This is a genomic window from Niveibacterium umoris, from assembly GCF_014197015.1.
GTDB classification, from domain to species: domain Bacteria; phylum Pseudomonadota; class Gammaproteobacteria; order Burkholderiales; family Rhodocyclaceae; genus Niveibacterium; species Niveibacterium umoris.
The window spans coordinates 33,265-49,939 of the sequence record NZ_JACIET010000001.1 but is presented as its reverse complement, the minus strand read 5'-3'; the positions used below and the strand labels follow the sequence as shown (position 1 = coordinate 49,939).

The following is a 16,675-nucleotide window of genomic DNA, read 5'->3' as shown; positions in this document are numbered from 1 at the left end:
TCTCCTGTTGGTTCAGGGTTGAACCATGGTCTGGACCCAGGCCTGAACTTCCTGGCGCGGACCAAACCCCTGCGCTGTCACGCGATAACGCGCATTCACCGTACCGACTTTGAGTGAGGTTCCCGGGCCGGGGGTGGTAATCCCTTCGACTACGTATCGAGGTTGCTGCGCCACCGACGACGGCCCTCCTGTGGTTGGCAACGGCAGATTGCCTCCATAGGTGCCATAGGTCACTGCAGCGCCTGCCACCCCCATCTGTGTTTGCCATACGGGTGCAGACCCCGCCGGCGCCGGCAGGCAGAGACCATTGATTCTCGCTGCAGCGGCTGCGGTCGCGTTGCAATCGGCAGCAAAACCGGTCACGCCTTGCACGATGCCAAAGCGCGTGCTGGTACTGCCGGTGAGGTCGATCTCGGCGTCCCTCAGGGCAGCTTCGGCAGCCTGAAAGGCGACCCCTTGCTCGACCCCGTAGCGGGCCATGCGCTCTTCAAGCGTGGAGGTGCGAATGGCCGCCAAACCCATGATGGTAATGATCACCAGCAACAACAGACTGACGATCAGCGTGGCGCCGCGCTGCCGGCGACGGTGCGTTATCAGAATCTTCATTTCGTCCGGTTCCGGAGATTGACCGAGAAGGTGACAATGCGGCGGGCACGCCCATCAGAGGGGTCGGCGAAACTCGCGCCGGCATCCCCTGCACCTCCATACAGGTCGCCAAATAGTCTGTATGTGTAAGTCAGGCTCGGGTTGTTGGTGCCCTCGCTTCTCAGCAGCAGCGCCACCTGAACAGCATTGACATTCGCCATGTTGGCGAGATTCGCCGGGCGCCAGATATCCGGCGAGCTGTCGCCGTTGGTGTCCTCGCCATAGAGGATCTGCATGGTGTCGACGCCATACACCAGCGGCACCTGCGCGGCAATCGGTCCCCCGGCGGCGATGTTGGCCGCGCCACGAATCACTTCGCACACCAGGGTAGGGGTGTTTGTGCTGGCGTCGCCAGGGTTGGTCGGCAAAGTAACGATACGCAGGCGCTCTTCTTCAACCTGCCCCGCACCGACAGCGAGGCCCTCGCAGTCCATCGTTGCGCCATCCGCCACGCCGGGCGTGGACCCGTCAGCCCCCCAGAAACGCACCCTTACCTCATCCGAAAGATTCGGAGTCGGCGCGGCGGCATCATTGACGCCGCAAATCGCCTGGGCCGAATCAGCCACGCATCCTGCGTTGATGATATTGAAATTGTCGAATGACGAAACGGGATGAAACCCCGCCATGCGAATCTGCCGCGCGAGAATGTCAAAACCGACGCGGGCGCCTTCCTGAATCTGGGCAATGTCCTTCGTGGCCCGCGACGCAGTCACGTTGCCGCCGAACAACTGGGTTGCGGCCAGCACTACCAGCATGCCGATCACCATCGACACCATCAGTTCGACGAGCGACACACCGCTTTGGTTCGTGTTCTTGGGCATTTTGTGAAGGAAGCTGGAAGTCATGGCACAAAACTCATCACGTAACGTCGCTGCAGGCTCGGCACGCCCGCGCCCTCGGTGGCGTTCAGCGCCCGTTCGCTCCACCAGATCTTGATGGCAAGGGGGTCCGTCGCGCCCCCGCTGCACGCAGGCGCCGCCGGGGTGCCGTCGTCCGGCGTCAGATCACGGCACAACACTGCTTGCGCGGCGGTGAGCCGGGACGCTCGCGCTTGAGCCATACCCGCCAGCGCCGCATTGGTCAGCGAACGCGCCCAGACCACCATGTCGAATTCAGCCTGCTGGGCCGGTGTACAGGCCACCGTGAAACAGTTGGTCGCGGGCGCAGCGGCAGTAGGGATAGCGGTCGCCACGCCCCAGGTGGGCGCCAGGTAGGTCGCAATCGCCGCGTTGTTCGCACGTACCTTGTCTGCGAGTTCATACGCCGCCTGCGCCGCGGCAGTACGGGCAGCCGAATCGGCGGTGCCACGCGTACTCATGACGAACATGCCGGATACGCCGAGCAGCCCGATCGCAACAACGACCATTGCGACCAAGACTTCGATCAGGCTCACGCCTCGTTGCGCTGAGCTTGAGTTGCCTGGAAAGGCCTTAGCAGGTTGCATCATGGGCACACCGTTGCGGTTGGATAGCCGGTGACAGCACCAGTGATGCGCGCGTTCAGCACGCGACCGGTGCGGCCTGTACTGCAAATCGTCCAGATCAACTGCGCGTTGAGCCGACCGGTACTCTGGAACATGGCAAACCCGGTGCCTGCCGCCTCGGTAAACTGAAGCGTCGCGGACTCAAGCCGGCGCACCTTGATCAGCGGTTCGGCCGCTTCATGAGCCCCGTTGCCATTTGTATCGGCAAACACGATCCAGCCCGTGCGCCAAGCAGTACCCCCAGCGCATGTGGTGCCGTCGGTACTGGCGCACACCGTCGCCCGGCCGCCCCGGCGCATGGCCTCCATACGAGCCAGCGCAAGATCTGTCGAGAAGTCGCTCGCAGCACTGGCAATGCGTTGCCTCGCGATCAAATCGCTGAAAGAGGGCACGGCGATCGCCATCAGGATGGCGGTCACAGCCATGACAAACATCAGTTCGATTAAGGTAAATCCCTTTTGGTTCACCGAGGTCTCCTTTGCGGCAACTGAAATGTAGTCGTTACAAAACGCAATTGAACGCCAAGTGCGACGAACGGACACGCGCGCCAGACAAGCGGGTCGCAGGCGAATCGGGCCGGCGCCGGCGGCTATGGGCCACAGCGGATCGCGAGACGTATTTCCGAAACCAGAACAGCGCGAGTGGTGGCGCGTCAGGTGGCGATGGACACTATGGCTTCCAGTAGTCCGGATGCGAGAAATGATGCTTGAGCCGGTCAATCAGCAGGCGAACGCGCAGTGCAACCTGGCGGCGCTGCGGAAACACCGCGTAGATGCCCACAGGGGCCGCAGCAAATTCATCCAGCACCGAGACGAGGCGCCCGGCCGCAAGGTCCGCCCCGATTTCCCACATTGATCGCCACGCGAGCCCCGCCCCGGCCAGCGCCCATTCGCGGAGTACCGCGCCATCATTGCACTCAAAACTTCCAGAGACTCTCAGGACACGCGATCCTGACGCGTCAGTCGCATCCCGGAAGACCCATCCTCGCTGCTGCGAAAGCGCGAGGCAATTATGATGCGCCAATTCGTCCGGTGTTGCCGGAACGCCACAGCGCGCCAGATACGCCGGGCTGGCTACGACAGCGCGCTGGTTCTGCCCTAGCCGGATCGAAACCAGACTCGAGTCGCGCATTTCGCCCAACCGGATCGCGACATCGATCCCTTCGTTCACCAGATCGGCCATGCGGTCAGACAGGTCAAGGCTCACCGACACATCTGGGTTGTCTTCCAGGAACGCCATGACCAGAGGCGCCACATGCCGGCGGCCGAACCCTGCGGGCGCACTCAACCGAATGTGCCCACTCGCCTTGACCCCACCGAGACTCACCGCCGCCTCGGCGTTGGCGAGTTCATTGAGTACCCGCTGACCGTCCTCGAGAAACGCATTGCCTTCGAACGTCAGCGAAATGCGACGTGTCGTGCGAACAAGCAGTCGGACGCCCAACCGTGACTCCAGCGAATCGAGTCTTCGACTGATGACCGCTGGGGTCACGCCTTCGGCCGCCGCTGCAGCCGAAAGACTCCCTCGTTGCGCTGCAATCACGAATGCGGACAGTTCCTTGAATCGATCCATTGTTGACCAAGAGACAAAGATTATTTGACCTTACGACTGATTCTAAACACGTTTGAACACGAATACACTGCATCTGCAGCGTGCGCATTCAGTTGCGCAGCGCCGCCTCTCGCCGGGGGGACGAGAGGCGGCGGCTGCCTTTTCGGGGGAAAAGATGCGTTATTCGGCGGTTCTTTTCGACGCCTACGGCACCTTGTTCGACGTGCATTCGGTGGCGGCGCTGGCCGAGCAACTCGCGCCGGGGCGCGGCGCCGAGTTGTCGGCGCTGTGGCGCCAGAAGCAGATCGAATACACGCAGCTGCGTACGCTGGGCGGCCGCTACAAGCCCTTCTGGGAAGTGACTCGCGACGCGCTGGATTACGCGAATGCGCGGCTGAATCTGAACCTCGACGCAACGCAGCGCGAGCGATTGATGAATCAGTACGCCTGCCTCGCCGCGTTCCCCGACGTGAAACCGACACTCAAGCAGTTGCGCGACACCGGCCTCACTGTCGGCATCCTGTCGAATGGGACGCCGCAGATGCTGGATATCGCGATCAAGAGCGCAGGCATTGCCGCCCTGCTCGACCACGTGCTGTCGGTCGATGCGGTGCGCGCTTACAAGACGTCGCCGGCCGCCTACCAACTGGGCACTCATACCCTCGGACGGCCCCCGCGCGAAATCCTGTTCGTGTCGTCGAACGGCTGGGACGCCGCCGGCGCCGGCTGGTTCGGCTACAGCACCTTCTGGTGCAACCGCGGTGGCCATCCCCGCGAGAACCTTGACATCGCCCCCACCGCAGAAGGCCGCTCGCTGGCCGACCTGACCGAATTCCTTGCTGGCCAGCGCGCCGGCAAACGCCAGATCCATTGATCCAGAGACCAAGGAGACACTCATGGCCCTTCAACTGCCCGCCGGCATGCAGATCACTGCCCCGGTCACGCCCGAATTCGAAGCGATCCTGACGCCCGATGCACTGGCCTTCGTTGCCAAACTGCACCGCGCCTTCGAAACCCGCCGTCAGGAACTGCTCGCCGCCCGTGTCGAACGCACGAAGCGCCTGGACGCGGGCGAACGCCCGGATTTCCTGCCGGAAACGCGACACATCCGCGAAGGCAAGTGGACGATCGCGCCGATTCCGAAGGCGCTTGAATGCCGTCGCGTCGAGATCACCGGCCCGGTCGAGCGCAAGATGATCATCAACGCACTCAATTCCGGCGCCGACAGCTACATGACGGACTTCGAGGATTCGAACTCGCCGGTCTGGGAGAACCAGATCCAGGGCCAGATCAACCTCTACGACGCGATTCGCCGCCAGATCGATTTCGATTCGAACGGCAAGCGCTACGCCCTGAAGGAAAAAGTCGCCACGCTGGTGGTGCGGCCGCGCGGCTGGCACCTCGACGAAAAGCATGTGCTGGTGGACGGCCAGCGCATGTCGGGCGGGATCTTCGATTTCGGCCTCTTCCTGTTCCACAACGCGAAGGAGCAGATCGCACGCGGCGCCGGCCCCTTCTTCTACCTTCCGAAGATGGAATCGCACCTCGAAGCGCGCCTGTGGAACGACATCTTCTGCCTGGCGCAGGACGAGCTGGGCATCCCGCGCGGCACGATCAAGGCGACGGTGCTGATCGAGACGATCCTCGCCTCGTTCGAGATGGACGAGATCCTCTACGAACTGCGCGAGCATTCGTCGGGCCTTAACGCCGGGCGCTGGGACTACATCTTCTCGTGCATCAAGAAGTTCAAGGTGGACAAGAATTTCTGCCTGGCTGACCGCAGCAAGATCACGATGACGACGCCGTTCATGCGTGCCTACGCGCTGCTGCTGCTGAAAACCTGCCACAAGCGCAATGCACCTGCAATTGGCGGCATGTCGGCACTCATCCCGATCAAGAACGATCCGGAAAAAAACGCGATTGCCATGCAGGGCATCATCAACGACAAGAAGCGCGACGCGACCGACGGCTACGACGGCGGCTGGGTGGCGCACCCGGGGCTGGTCGAAGCCGCGATGGCCGAATTCACGGCCGTGTTGGGGGATAAGCCCAACCAGATCGACAAGCAGCGCAACGATGTGACCGTGACCGGTGCCGACCTGATGAACTTCCAGCCCGAAGCGCCAATCACCGAGGCCGGCGTGCGCAACAACATCAATGTCGGCATCCACTATCTCGGCAGCTGGCTTGCGGGCAACGGCTGCGTGCCGATCCACAACCTGATGGAAGACGCCGCCACCGCCGAGATCTCCCGCTCACAGATCTGGCAGTGGATTCGCTCGCCCAAAGGCGTGCTCGAAGATGGCCGCAAGGTCACTGCCGAACTGGTGCGCAGCTTCACCGCCGACGAGCTGACGAAAGTCTGCAAGGCGGTCAGCGCCCAGGGCGAAAACACCTCGACCTACGAACGTGCTGCGCAGATCTTCGAGAACATGAGCACCCGTGAAGATTTCACCGAATTCCTCACGCTGCCGCTGTACGAAGAGATGGCATGAACCAGCGCAGACGCTCGCTTTGCCGACGCGCTCGCCAAATGAAAAAGCCCGATCCAGAGGATCGGGCTTTTGCTTCGTGCCTAGGTGCTAGTCAGCTCAGAACGCCACAGAGAACGACGCAGCAAACGCCGGCGCGGTCTTGACCTTGTCCTGGGCGAGATCCTCCTTGCCGGTCGTATCCTTGACCTTGATCTCGCCGGCTGTCATCGCACCACCGTACACATCGAAGCGCCAGCCACCTTCGCCACGGTAGGTTGCCTGGGCAAACACCGGCACATAGCTCGCCTCACCGACGCCATCCTTCGCTGTCGGATTGTCTTCCGCGAGCCGGAAACGATAGCTGCGGTAGGCTGCGCCGACGCCGAGTTCCCACCTGGGCGTGAGTTCATAGGAAAGCATCAGGCCCGCAGGGCCGGAAGGGCCGACCTGAAGCGGGTTCGAGATTCGCCAGTTCTCGGCAATCTTCCAGTCGACGATCAGGAAGGGAAAGACCTTGGTCTGTTCGATCGTGCGATACGCGGCCAGACCGAAGCCGATCACCTTGTCGCGGGCATAGGGTTTGATGGCGATACCGGCGAGGCCGTAGCCAAGGGCCTTGCTGGCGTTGGCCCCTTCTTCACCGCTCAATTCGATACTCGGGCTCACCGACACGCGCCAGCCCTCGCCGAAACCGAAACCATACGGCAGGCTGGCCGAGAAACGATTCACTGACTTCCACGGCAGATTGCCGCCGAACCCCGCTGGCGCGCCGTCGAAATGCCAGTCGTCGATGTCGGCGCGCAGATCGAGTCCGAGCGTGGTCGCCGGCGACACTTTCCACGTCGACCCGCCTTTCAGAGTCCAGCCAGACATGCTGACCGAGCCCCCCTTGTCCAGATCGCTGTTGAGTACATGAATCCACGACGCCGAGAAGTCCATTGACGCCGGGTCGGCCATGGCAGGCATCGACACCACGAGCGCGGTCGCGGCCATGAAGGGGAAGAACTGACGCATTGTGAAGCTCCAAAGTAGCAGTGGAATCCAGATCGCGCGGGAGCATAGCATCGGGGCCGCGACGGCCGGCACCGCGCCCCTCACCATCACGATCGCGTGTGGCGCATTTCCCGAACGCTCGCCGCCGGGCCTTCATTGAGCACCGCAAGCTGCCGAAAGTTCCATGCTCCGCTATGCTGACGCAAGCCATGCAGCCCGGCATCGCCCGCCCATGACCCTTTCCACGACACTCGGAAGCCTCGCAGCCGTCGCACACCTGGTCATCACCGTGACCTTCGCAGTGCGCGCACTGATGCAGCGGCACCCGCCCTCGACCACGCTGGCCTGGCTGCTGCTGATCATCGGCGTACCCTACTTCGGCGCGGGCCTTTATCTGCTGATCGGCGAACGCCAGCTAGGGCGACGGCGCGGCCAGCACGCACGGATGCTGCTGCCGCTGCTGGAAGACTGGGTGCGCAAACTGCCGCCCGAAATCATCAGCCCGAAGCGCGATGGCGACCGCTGGCTCTCGATCCGGAAGACGGCGCACGGCGCAGCCGGGCTTGAGCCGACGGTGGGCAACCGCATCGCGCTGCGCGACGCCTCTTCGCGGATCCTCGCCGAGATCGCGCAGGATATCGAGACCGCCACGCACACCGTATTGATGGAGTTCTACATCTGGCAGCCTGGCGGCGATGCAGACCAGGTTGGCCAGGCCCTGATGCGTGCCGCGCAGCGCGGCGTGGCTTGCCGCGTGCTGCTCGATGCCGTCGGCAGCCGCGACTTCTTCCGCAGCGATTGGCCGAAGCTCTTGCGCAGTGCTGGCGTGGCGGTGGTCGAAACGCTCTCGGTGAGCATCCTGCGGGCCGCCTTCGTACGTTTCGACCTGCGCCTGCATCGCAAGATCGTGGTGATCGACGGCCTCGTCGGCTGGACCGGCAGCCTCAACCTGATCGACCCGCGCTTCTTCAAGCAGGACGCAGGATTCGGCGAGTGGGTCGACGCCATGGCGCGGATCCAGGGGCCGGTAGTGGAGATGCTGGCCGGTGTCGTGTTGTGGGACTGGTGCGTCGAAACCGGCGAGCCACTCGGCCAAGTCGCGCCCGGACTTGCCGACGCAGTTGCGCCGCCACTGCCGAACGGCGCCGAGGTGCAGGTGCTGCCCTCAGGCCCCGGCTTCGAAGGCGAGGGTGCGCGCAGCCTGCTGCTGGCGACAATCTACGCGGCGCGTGACGAAATCGTGCTGACAACGCCCTACTTCGTGCCCGACGAACCTTTGTTCCTCGCGCTCGAGGCGGCAGCGCAACGCGGCGTGGCGGTAACGGTCATCGTGCCGGCGCGGGTTGACTCGGTGCTGGTACGGCACGCCAGTCGCTGGTCATTCGAACCGCTGCTCGCAGCCGGCGTGCGCATCCTCCAGTTCCATGGCGGCCTGCTGCACACCAAGAGCGTGACGGTGGACCGTCAGCTGTCGCTGTTCGGTACGACGAATCTCGACATCCGCAGCTTCCGGCTCAATTTCGAGGTCACGCTGGTGGTCTACGACCTCGCCTTCACCACCGCATTGCGGCAACTGCAGGCAAGTTATGCGGATGCGTCGGCACCGCTGGATGCGGCAATCTGGGCACGACGCAGTACTGGCGCACGTCTCGCCGAAAACGCGGCACACCTGGTCAGCCCCCTGCTGTAGCCCCACCCCGTCACACACGCTTGACCACTGTCAGAGCACCGACAAAGCGGCAGCCTCTCGCGCGGCCGTAAGCCGCACAATGCGGTTTTGCGCAGTTTCCGGAGCCGCACGCCATGAACATACTGATCGTGAGTTTCGGCGAGGGCCGCGACTACGAATTCCACGCCAGCGACGACGAACTTGCCGCCATCGAAACCCGGGCCGCGCGCCAATGGTTCGACCGCGAGTTTGTCGAGCTCGAATGCACGCCGACCAACCCGATGGGCAAGCTGCTGATCGTCGACCAGATCCTCAACGTCGGCAAATACGGCGGCGAGGCGCGTTTTGCTCAGCCGGGCGACTGGGCCGTTGTGTATGCACGCAACACCCTGAAAATCGTCGGTCGGCCGCATGTCCGCGTCGACACGGCGGGCTGGGCCATTTCGTATTAGGGGACGATTTCAGGCTGGTGGCGCCGGCGCAGCAGATGCAGCGCGACTGGCACCAGCAGCGCGCAGCCAAGCCAGCCGTGCGCGGCAACGATGAAATCGCGGGTTCGCCCATCGCTGCCGTACTGGGCGAACTGACCCGACAGCGCCAGCACCGCCCACACCGCAGCCAGCGCCACGCCACTCCAACGCACCCTGTTCGTCTGCCACATCGGCACGACATGACGCGCCAGCACGGCACCCAGCAGCAGGAGCGACCAACCCGCAAGCAGCCCGTGCGCAATTGCATTTGCGTGTCGCCATTCCAGCAGGACTGCGTCCGGCAGGCGCATTGCGATCGGTTCAAACAGCACCAACCCGCTGCCAAGCAGTGCAGCCAGAAGCAGCAACAGCCCCGGCTTCCATGCACGGTGTTGCAGCCCAGGCGCGCGCGATCTTCTTTGTCGTCTCATTCTTGCTCCAGCTCGATCAGTTCAGCGGTGTGTGCCGCCAGCAAACTTTCCGCCCGCTCGCGATCTACCAGCGCAACCTTGGTCAGCGCATCAGCCACCGCACAGCGCGGCGCGATGACGCTGACCCCGCGCGGCTGGGACGCCACATCGACACGATCCCGCCCCAATACCGCCAGCCCGCGCCGTCCATGAAAAGGGCCGTTCAAGGCATAGCGCGCTGAAGTGGCGATGGCCTGATCACGCAGCGTCACGGCGCGTGCCGGTCGACGCCAGTCCGCCAATGCGCGCACGCCAACCGCATGCTCGCCAATCACCGCCAGGTCGCCGCCGGCGTTGACGCAGGCAGACTTCGCCCCGGCCGCGCCCAGCACTGCAAGCGCCGCATCGACTGCGGCCCCCTTGGCGTAGCCGCCAAGGTCCAGACACACCCGGCGTTCGATGCGCAGTTGATCCGGCGCCAGCCAGCGCAGCGCGTCGCTCGCCCCTCCGGCGACGACACCGGCCACATCGAACAGCGCCGGCCGCATACCCAGTGCGATCAGATCAGCACCGAGATTGGCATTGAATGCGAGGCCCGACGCCTGCTCGAAGGCCATCGCGCCCTGCAGCACCAATGACTGCCACGCCTCAAGCGCGAATTCATCTCCCGGCAGCGCGCGGTTGAGGCGCGCAAGAAGACTGTCCGGGCGATAGAAAGAAAACGCCGCCTCGAACGCATCGATCCGCACAAACGCATCTGCGATCGCGTCCGCGCTCACACCGCTGGCCTCGATTTCGACCAGGGTGCCCATGGCCATACGGGCTCGGCGAAACGAGGCTGAGCGGGGTTCCTGCGTCATGGCCGGCTCCAAGAAATCATTCGCTGCAGTGTACCAAAAGCACCGTTCAATACATAATGCGAACCATTCTCACTCGCACATGCGTTTTAACAATGTCCGAACGCTACCTGCAAAACAGCGCTGCCCTGATCTTTTCCACTTTCATTCTCGTCGCCTGTGGGGGTGGCAGCGAAAGCAGCGGCACCGCCACGCCAGGGCTCCCAAATGAGACGCTGAGCAGCGTCGCCGCACTGGGCGAACAGATCTTCAACGATGCCTCGCTCTCAGCCTCGGGAAAGATGTCCTGCGCGACCTGCCATCAGCCAGCGGCCGCCCACGCCGCACCGGCATCCGGCACCAACGGCATCGGCACGCCAGACGGTGGCCCGGCGCTCGACGTGCAGGGCTTCCGCAAGGCGCCTTCGCTGCGCTACCTGAAGTTCGCGCCGGCCTTCAACTTCGACGCTGAGGGCACGCCCAACGGCGGCTTCATGCGCGACGGCCGCTTCCAGAGCCTTGCCGAACAAGCCGGAAAGCCCTTCTTCGAGCCGCATGAGATGGCGCTTGCCAATGCAGCCGAGCTGGCCAGCAAGGCTGGCGCGGCGAATTGGGCTGCGGCCTTCAAGGCACAATTTGGCGCCGACGTCTTTGGGGACCCGGCCAAGGCACTCGACCGGATCGCCTACGCATTGGCCCAATACCAGAAGGAAGACCCGGCTTTCGCGCCATTCGACAGCAAGTACGACGCCTTCCTCGCCGGCAAGACGACGCTGACGCCGACCGAGCTTCGCGGTCTCGCGCTTTTCAACGATCCGCAGAAGGGCAACTGCGCCGCCTGCCACCCGAGCGCTCGCAGCGCCAACGTACCTGGCCCGCTGTTCACCGACTTCAGCTACGACGTTCTCGGCGTGCCCCGCAACGACAAGATCCGCGCCAACCGCGACACCAACTATTTCGACCTCGGCCTGTGCGGCCCCTTCCGCAAGGATATGACCGGCCGCACAGACCTGTGTGGCGCGTTCAAGGTGCCGACGCTGCGCAATGTCGCGGTGGGCGGCCCCTACTTCCACAACGGCCGCTTCGCCACGCTGAAGGAGGCGATGCGCTTCTATGTGCGTCGCGACACCAACCCGGAAGAGTGGTACCCGCGCCTGCCCGACGGTTCTATCGACAAGTTCGACGATCTGCCAGCGGCCTGGCGCAAGAACGTCAACGCCACCGAAGTGCCCTACAACCGCAAGGCGGGCGACGCCCCTGCGCTGAACGACAGCGAGATCGACGATCTGATCGCCTTCCTGACCACCCTCAATGACGGCTGGACGCCCCAGCACTAAGCCCAAGACACCGGAGCCACCCACAATGAAGAAGACTTTGATTGCCGCTTCGCTGGCGGCCTTGTTCAGCACGACACCGGCGATCGCCCAGGAAGACCTGCGTGCCGAGATGCGCGCCCTCCGCGAAGAAGTCCAGCGCCTGCGCGCCGAACTCGACGCCGTAAAGAAGACGGCGCCCGTCCCGATGCCCTCTGCACCGCTTGCGCCAGCCGTCGCCCCGCTAGCCACGGCGACGCCCACACCGTCGCCCTCACCGCAGACTGCCCCGGCGCCTGCCGCGGCAGAACATGAATCCGCTACCAGCCTCTTCGGCTATGCAGAACTTAGTTACAGCCGGCCGAAGGATGCCGCCGCCACGCAAGCGACCGCCGGGCGCGTCGTATTCGGACTGGGTCACCAATTCAACGAACGCACCAAGTTCGTCACCGAACTGGAAGTCGAACATGCGGTGGTCTCGGCCGACGACAGCGGTGAAGTGGCCATCGAGCAGGCCTACATCGAGCACCAGATCAACGATGGCCTCGCGGCCAAGGCCGGCCTGTACCTGATCCCGCTCGGCTACATGAACGAATCGCACGAGCCGCCCAACTACTACGGCGTCAAGCGCAATTTCGTAGAGACCGCGATCATCCCGACCACCTGGCGTGAGATCGGTCTGGGCCTCACCGGCAACACCGATTTCGGCTTGCGCTGGGACGCCGGCGTCACCACCGGCTTCGACCTGACGAAATGGGATTCGACCGATGGCGAGGCGATCGAATCGCCCCTTGGCGCAATCCACCAGGAAGGCCAGCTCGCCAAGGCCGGAAACCTCGCGGTGTATGGCGCGCTGAACTACAACGGCATTCCCGGCTTCAACGCCGGCGGCGGCATCTTCCATGGCGGCGTCGCGCAGAAGCAGGCCGACTTCGCCAGCCCCGACGCGCGCCTCACGCTGGCCGAAGCGCATGCGCGCTGGACGCCGGGCAACTGGGACCTTTCGACGCTGTATGCGATCGGCCAGTTCAGCAATACCGAGGCCTACAACCTGACCCAGGTGGGCAACCCCTACCCGGTACCCAAACGCTTTGATGGCTGGTACGTGCAAGCCGCCTACAAAGCCTGGAGCGCCGGCGATCACACGCTGTCGCCATTCGCACGCTATGAGGCCTTCAATACCGCGCGCAAGTACGACGACGCGCTCACTGAGTTCGGCTACAGCGCCCGGCCGACCGAGAAGGTGGTCACCGCAGGCCTGAGCTTCAAGCTTCATCCGCAGGTGGTGCTGAAGACCGACTACCAGTGGTTCCGTGAGGACAGCACCCGCAACATCTTCAACCTCGGCCTGGGGGTCGCGTACTGATGAACCGTCGCTGGATCATCGCCGCCCTCGCGCTGACGCCGGCAGCCATCGTGCTGCCGGTGCATGCGGTGGTGTACATGAGCGCCGAACAGGCACGCGGGGCGCTTTACCCGCAGGCAGCCCGCTTCGACGAGGTCAGCTTCGAGCCGAGTGCCGCTCAGCAGCAGGCACTCGAACAGGCGCTCGGCAACGCCGGCAAGCCGCGCCGGGTCAGAGGGTGGACCGCATACGATGCCGCCGGCAAGCTGCTCGGCACCGTGTACATCGACGACGTGATCGGCAAGTACGAGCTGATCACCTACGCGGTCGCCTTCGGCGCCGGTGGCGAAGTGCAGGCGGTGGAGATCCTCGCCTATCGCGAATCGCATGGGCAGGAGATCCGCCTGCCGGCGTGGCGCAAGCAGTTCGTCGGCAGGAAATCGCTCGACGAACTGCGCTTCGGCGACCAGATCAAGAGCATCTCGGGCGCCACGCTGTCGTGCCGCCATGTCACCGAGGGGGTGCAACGCCTCGCGGTGCTGCGCGGCCTCACTCCGGCGCGCTAGTGTTTCAAGGCCCTGGCCGGAATCGCATCCGGCCACGGTTGCCGATCACGCCGCGATCATGTCCAGCAGCTTCTGCGGCAAGGGCGCCGACTTGCCGGTATTGAGGTTGATCCACACCGCCTTGGCCTCGCCGGTGGCGTAAGTCTTGCCGTTGTCAGCGTCGGTCAGCTCGTAACTGGTCTGGATGCTGGAACGCCCCGGATCGCCCACATAGAGCTTTACCTTCACGGTTGCGGGATAATTGATCGGTTGCAGGAAGGTGCAGGCGGCGTGAACGATCACCGGCACCTGCGGTTCAGCGGGGTCGCAGATGAAGCCCTGCTTGTCGAGCCACTCGACGCGGGCCTGTTCCATGAAGCGGAAGAACACGGTGTTGTTGACGTGTCCCAGCGCATCCTGATCGCCCCAGCGAACCGGGATGTCGCATTCGTGAAGCAGCGTACGGGTGGTGTCCTGCATGATCTTCTCCGGGTTTTCGCGCCTTGATTCGGGGCGCCTGCCGGGGGTAATCTACCATACCGTACCGTATGGTGAATGACATCTCGCCGACACGCGTCAGGCGGATGCGATGAATCTTCCAGGAGTGAGTGAATGGAACGCGAGTCGATGGAATTCGACGTGCTGGTGGTGGGCGGCGGCCCTGCAGGCCTGTCCGCAGCGATCCGCATCAAGCAGCTGGCGCAGGAAAAGGGACAGGAGATCAACGTCTGCCTGATCGAAAAGGGCAGCGAAATCGGTGCCCACATCCTGTCCGGTGCCGTGATGGACCCGCGCGCGATCACCGAACTCTTCCCTGACTGGAAAGAGCGCGGCGCGCCGCTCGACACCGCAGTGGCGCACGACCGCGTGCTCTTCCTCTCGCGCGAAGGCGCAACCGAAGTGCCGCACTGGGCGATGCCCGACACCCTGAAGAACGAGGGTAACTACATCGTCAGCCTCGGCCTAGTGGCGCGCTGGCTCGGCGAGCAGGCCGAGGCGCTGGGCATCGAGATCTACCCCGGTTTTGCCGGCGCGGAAGTGCTGTACGACGAGCAAGGTCGCGTCACCGGCGTCGCCACCGGTGACATGGGCCGCGGCCGCGATGGCGAACCCGGCCCAAACTTCCAGCCCGGCATGGCCCTGCTGGCGAAATACACCCTGTTTGCCGAAGGCTGCCGCGGGCACCTGGGCAAGCAGCTGGAAGAGAAATTCAAGCTGCGCGAGGGCGTCGATCCGCAGACCTACGGCATCGGCATCAAGGAGCTGTGGGAAGTCAAACCGGAGAAGTTCGAGAAGGGCCTGGTGCTGCACTCGGCCGGGTGGCCGATGAATCCGGACACCTACGGCGGCGGCTTCATGTACCACTACGGCGAAAACCTCGTATCCGTCGGGCTGGTGGTGGGCCTGGGCTACACCAACCCGCACCTCTCGCCTTTCGAGGAATTCCAGCGCTACAAGACGCACCCGGCGATCAAGGGCGTCTTCGAGGGCGCCAAGCGCATCGCCTACGGCGCACGCGCGATTGCAGCGGGCGGACTGCAAAGCCTGCCCAAGCTCACCTTCCCGGGTGGTGCGCTGATCGGTGACGATGCCGGCTTCCTCAACGCCGCGCGGATCAAGGGCTCCCACGCGGCAATCAAGAGCGGCATGCTCGCGGGCGAAGCGGCATTCGAAGCCCTCGCCGCCGGTCGTGCTCAGGACGAGCTTTCCGCATACCCGGCGGCCTACCGGCAGTCCTGGCTGTTCGACGAGCTGTATCGCGCCCGTAATTTCAAACCCTACATGGCCAAGGGCCTGTGGCTCGGCACGCTGCTCTACGGCATCGACCAGAAGCTGTTCGGCGGAAAGGCGCCGTGGACGCTGCACAACACCGCCGACCACACCAAGCTGAAGAAAGCAGCGGACTGCCCGAAGATCGACTATCCGAAACCGGATGGCGTGCTGACCTTCGATCGCCTCTCGTCGGTCTTTCTGTCGAGCACCAATCACGAAGAGGACCAGCCCTGCCACCTGACGCTCAAGGATGCCAGCGTGCCGGTGCGCATCAACCTCGCCGAATACGACGCCCCCGAGCAGCGCTACTGCCCTGCTGGCGTGTATGAGATCGTCAAGGAAGAAGCCGGGCCGCGCTTGCAGATCAACGCGCAGAACTGCGTGCACTGCAAGACCTGCGACATCAAGGACCCGACGCAGAACATCGTGTGGGTGGTACCGCAGGGCGGCGAAGGCCCGATCTACGCGCAGATGTAAGCGCCCCCCTCACCCGCTGCACAAATGAAACGGGACGGCGCCCGCATGGGCGTCGTCCCGTTTTCTTATCTACCGCTCAGCGTTGCGGATAGACGATGTCGGTACGGCGGTTCTGTGCCCAGGAATCCTCGTCGTGGCCAATCGCCAAGGGCTTGTCCTCGCCAAAACTGACAGCCTCCATCTGCGACGCCTTCACGCCCAGCAGACCCAGCGCGCTCTGCACCGCGGTGGCGCGCTTGTTGCCCAGCGCGAGGTTGTATTCGCGGCTGCCACGCTCGTCCGCATTGCCTTCGAGGCGGACATTCAGCTCGGGATGCGCCACCAGGTACTTCGCGTGCAGATCCACCGTCGCCTTGTACTTATCCTCGATTACGTACTTGTCGTAGGCGAAATACACCGCGTTGTTCTTCGACAGCTCGCTGTTCGGGTCGCGATGCGGCGGCAGCACTTCGGCCGCCGGTGCAGGGGCGGCAGGCTTGGCAGGCGCCGCCGCGGGCGCGGCCGGCTTGGATTCGGCAACCGGTTGCGTCGGCGTGGTGGAGCAGGCTGCAAGCAGCGCCGCAGCGCTCACCAGCAGGTAAGTTCTCAGCATTCTCGTTCTCCTCTCTAAAGACAGTGCTTGCCTTGGCGCGAGCACGCAACTCCCGCGAGCTTCCGCGGGCGTACCAAAAACGCTCATTTCAATATAGCG

The 16,675-nt window shown here is 63.9% G+C and carries 18 protein-coding genes; 8 read left to right on the top strand and 10 right to left on the bottom strand.

The features are described from left to right. Positions 1-12 precede the first annotated feature (12 nt). The 5 genes from GGR36_RS00220 to GGR36_RS00200 form a co-directional block, all read right to left on the bottom strand. The gene (locus tag GGR36_RS00220) at positions 13-606 is read right to left on the bottom strand and encodes a pilus assembly PilX family protein (protein WP_183630637.1); all 594 of its coding nucleotides are present in this window, start codon (positions 604-606) and stop codon (positions 13-15) included. After that, entirely contained in the window at positions 603-1,490 is an 888-nt protein-coding gene (locus GGR36_RS00215) for a PilW family protein (protein ID WP_183630635.1), read from the bottom strand. The genes GGR36_RS00220 and GGR36_RS00215 overlap by 4 nt, the downstream gene beginning before the upstream one ends. Next, positions 1,487-2,089 carry a type IV pilus modification protein PilV gene (pilV, locus tag GGR36_RS00210; protein ID WP_276509980.1) on the bottom strand — a complete coding sequence of 201 codons (603 nt, stop codon included), beginning with the start codon at positions 2,087-2,089 and terminating at the stop codon, positions 1,487-1,489. Before pilV ends, GGR36_RS00215 begins: the two co-directional genes overlap by 4 nt. Beyond that, positions 2,089-2,595 carry a GspH/FimT family pseudopilin gene (locus GGR36_RS22040; protein ID WP_207064354.1) on the bottom strand — a complete coding sequence of 169 codons (507 nt, stop codon included), beginning with the start codon at positions 2,593-2,595 and terminating at the stop codon, positions 2,089-2,091. Before GGR36_RS22040 ends, pilV begins: the two co-directional genes overlap by 1 nt. A gap of 202 nt (positions 2,596-2,797) precedes the next feature. Further along, positions 2,798-3,700, bottom strand: coding sequence for a LysR family transcriptional regulator (locus tag GGR36_RS00200; protein ID WP_183630629.1), 903 nt, complete (start codon positions 3,698-3,700; stop codon positions 2,798-2,800). Between the two features lie 154 nt (positions 3,701-3,854). Here GGR36_RS00200 and GGR36_RS00195 point away from each other — a divergent pair, with 154 nt between their 5' ends. Both GGR36_RS00195 and aceB read left to right on the top strand, forming a co-directional pair. Beyond that, positions 3,855-4,553, top strand: a complete 699-nt coding sequence (locus tag GGR36_RS00195; RefSeq protein ID WP_183630627.1) for a haloacid dehalogenase type II — start codon at positions 3,855-3,857, stop codon at positions 4,551-4,553. Positions 4,554-4,575: 22 nt separating this feature from the next. Then, complete coding sequence (gene aceB / locus GGR36_RS00190; protein WP_183630617.1) at positions 4,576-6,174, top strand: malate synthase A; 1,599 nt, start codon at positions 4,576-4,578, stop codon at positions 6,172-6,174. Between the two features lie 96 nt (positions 6,175-6,270). On the opposite strand, the gene GGR36_RS00185 is transcribed toward aceB, so the two are convergent. Next, positions 6,271-7,167, bottom strand: a complete 897-nt coding sequence (locus GGR36_RS00185; RefSeq protein WP_183630614.1) for a DUF6268 family outer membrane beta-barrel protein — start codon at positions 7,165-7,167, stop codon at positions 6,271-6,273. Between the two features lie 211 nt (positions 7,168-7,378). Between GGR36_RS00185 and cls the strand changes: the two genes are divergently transcribed. Both cls and GGR36_RS00175 read left to right on the top strand, forming a co-directional pair. Then, on the top strand, positions 7,379-8,836 hold the full coding sequence (gene cls / locus GGR36_RS00180) for a cardiolipin synthase (protein ID WP_207064355.1): 1,458 nt from the start codon (positions 7,379-7,381) through the stop codon (positions 8,834-8,836). Positions 8,837-8,949: 113 nt separating this feature from the next. Continuing rightward, positions 8,950-9,267, top strand: coding sequence for a hypothetical protein (locus GGR36_RS00175; RefSeq protein ID WP_183630610.1), 318 nt, complete (start codon positions 8,950-8,952; stop codon positions 9,265-9,267). Here the strand turns inward: GGR36_RS00175 and GGR36_RS00170 are convergent. Together GGR36_RS00170 and GGR36_RS00165 are read right to left on the bottom strand one after the other, a co-directional pair. Continuing rightward, the gene (locus tag GGR36_RS00170) at positions 9,264-9,716 is read right to left on the bottom strand and encodes a hypothetical protein (protein ID WP_183630608.1); all 453 of its coding nucleotides are present in this window, start codon (positions 9,714-9,716) and stop codon (positions 9,264-9,266) included. The genes GGR36_RS00175 and GGR36_RS00170 overlap by 4 nt on opposite strands. Continuing rightward, positions 9,713-10,555 carry an FAD:protein FMN transferase gene (locus tag GGR36_RS00165; RefSeq protein ID WP_183630606.1) on the bottom strand — a complete coding sequence of 281 codons (843 nt, stop codon included), beginning with the start codon at positions 10,553-10,555 and terminating at the stop codon, positions 9,713-9,715. The genes GGR36_RS00170 and GGR36_RS00165 overlap by 4 nt, the downstream gene beginning before the upstream one ends. Before the next feature lie 92 nt (positions 10,556-10,647). Here GGR36_RS00165 and GGR36_RS00160 point away from each other — a divergent pair, with 92 nt between their 5' ends. From GGR36_RS00160 to GGR36_RS00150, 3 genes are read left to right on the top strand one after another with little or no spacing between them, the layout of a single operon-like run. After that, positions 10,648-11,868 (top strand): cytochrome-c peroxidase, encoded by a 1,221-nt coding sequence (locus GGR36_RS00160; protein WP_207064357.1) that lies wholly within the window; start codon positions 10,648-10,650, stop codon positions 11,866-11,868. Positions 11,869-11,893: 25 nt separating this feature from the next. Continuing rightward, a complete protein-coding gene (locus GGR36_RS00155) occupies positions 11,894-13,210 on the top strand; it encodes a hypothetical protein (RefSeq protein ID WP_183630602.1) in 1,317 nt (438 codons plus the stop codon). Continuing rightward, positions 13,210-13,755, top strand: coding sequence for an FMN-binding protein (locus tag GGR36_RS00150; protein WP_183630600.1), 546 nt, complete (start codon positions 13,210-13,212; stop codon positions 13,753-13,755). The genes GGR36_RS00155 and GGR36_RS00150 overlap by 1 nt, the downstream gene beginning before the upstream one ends. Positions 13,756-13,800: 45 nt before the next feature. On the opposite strand, the gene GGR36_RS00145 is transcribed toward GGR36_RS00150, so the two are convergent. Then, a complete protein-coding gene (locus GGR36_RS00145; protein WP_183630598.1) occupies positions 13,801-14,214 on the bottom strand; it encodes an acyl-CoA thioesterase in 414 nt (137 codons plus the stop codon). A gap of 132 nt (positions 14,215-14,346) precedes the next feature. Between GGR36_RS00145 and GGR36_RS00140 the strand changes: the two genes are divergently transcribed. Then, positions 14,347-15,984 (top strand): electron transfer flavoprotein-ubiquinone oxidoreductase, encoded by a 1,638-nt coding sequence (locus tag GGR36_RS00140; RefSeq protein ID WP_183630596.1) that lies wholly within the window; start codon positions 14,347-14,349, stop codon positions 15,982-15,984. 76 nt (positions 15,985-16,060) lie between these two features. Here GGR36_RS00140 and pal read toward each other — a convergent pair whose 3' ends face one another. Continuing rightward, positions 16,061-16,576, bottom strand: a complete 516-nt coding sequence (gene pal, locus GGR36_RS00135) for a peptidoglycan-associated lipoprotein Pal (protein ID WP_183630595.1) — start codon at positions 16,574-16,576, stop codon at positions 16,061-16,063. Positions 16,577-16,675: the final 99 nt, after the last annotated feature.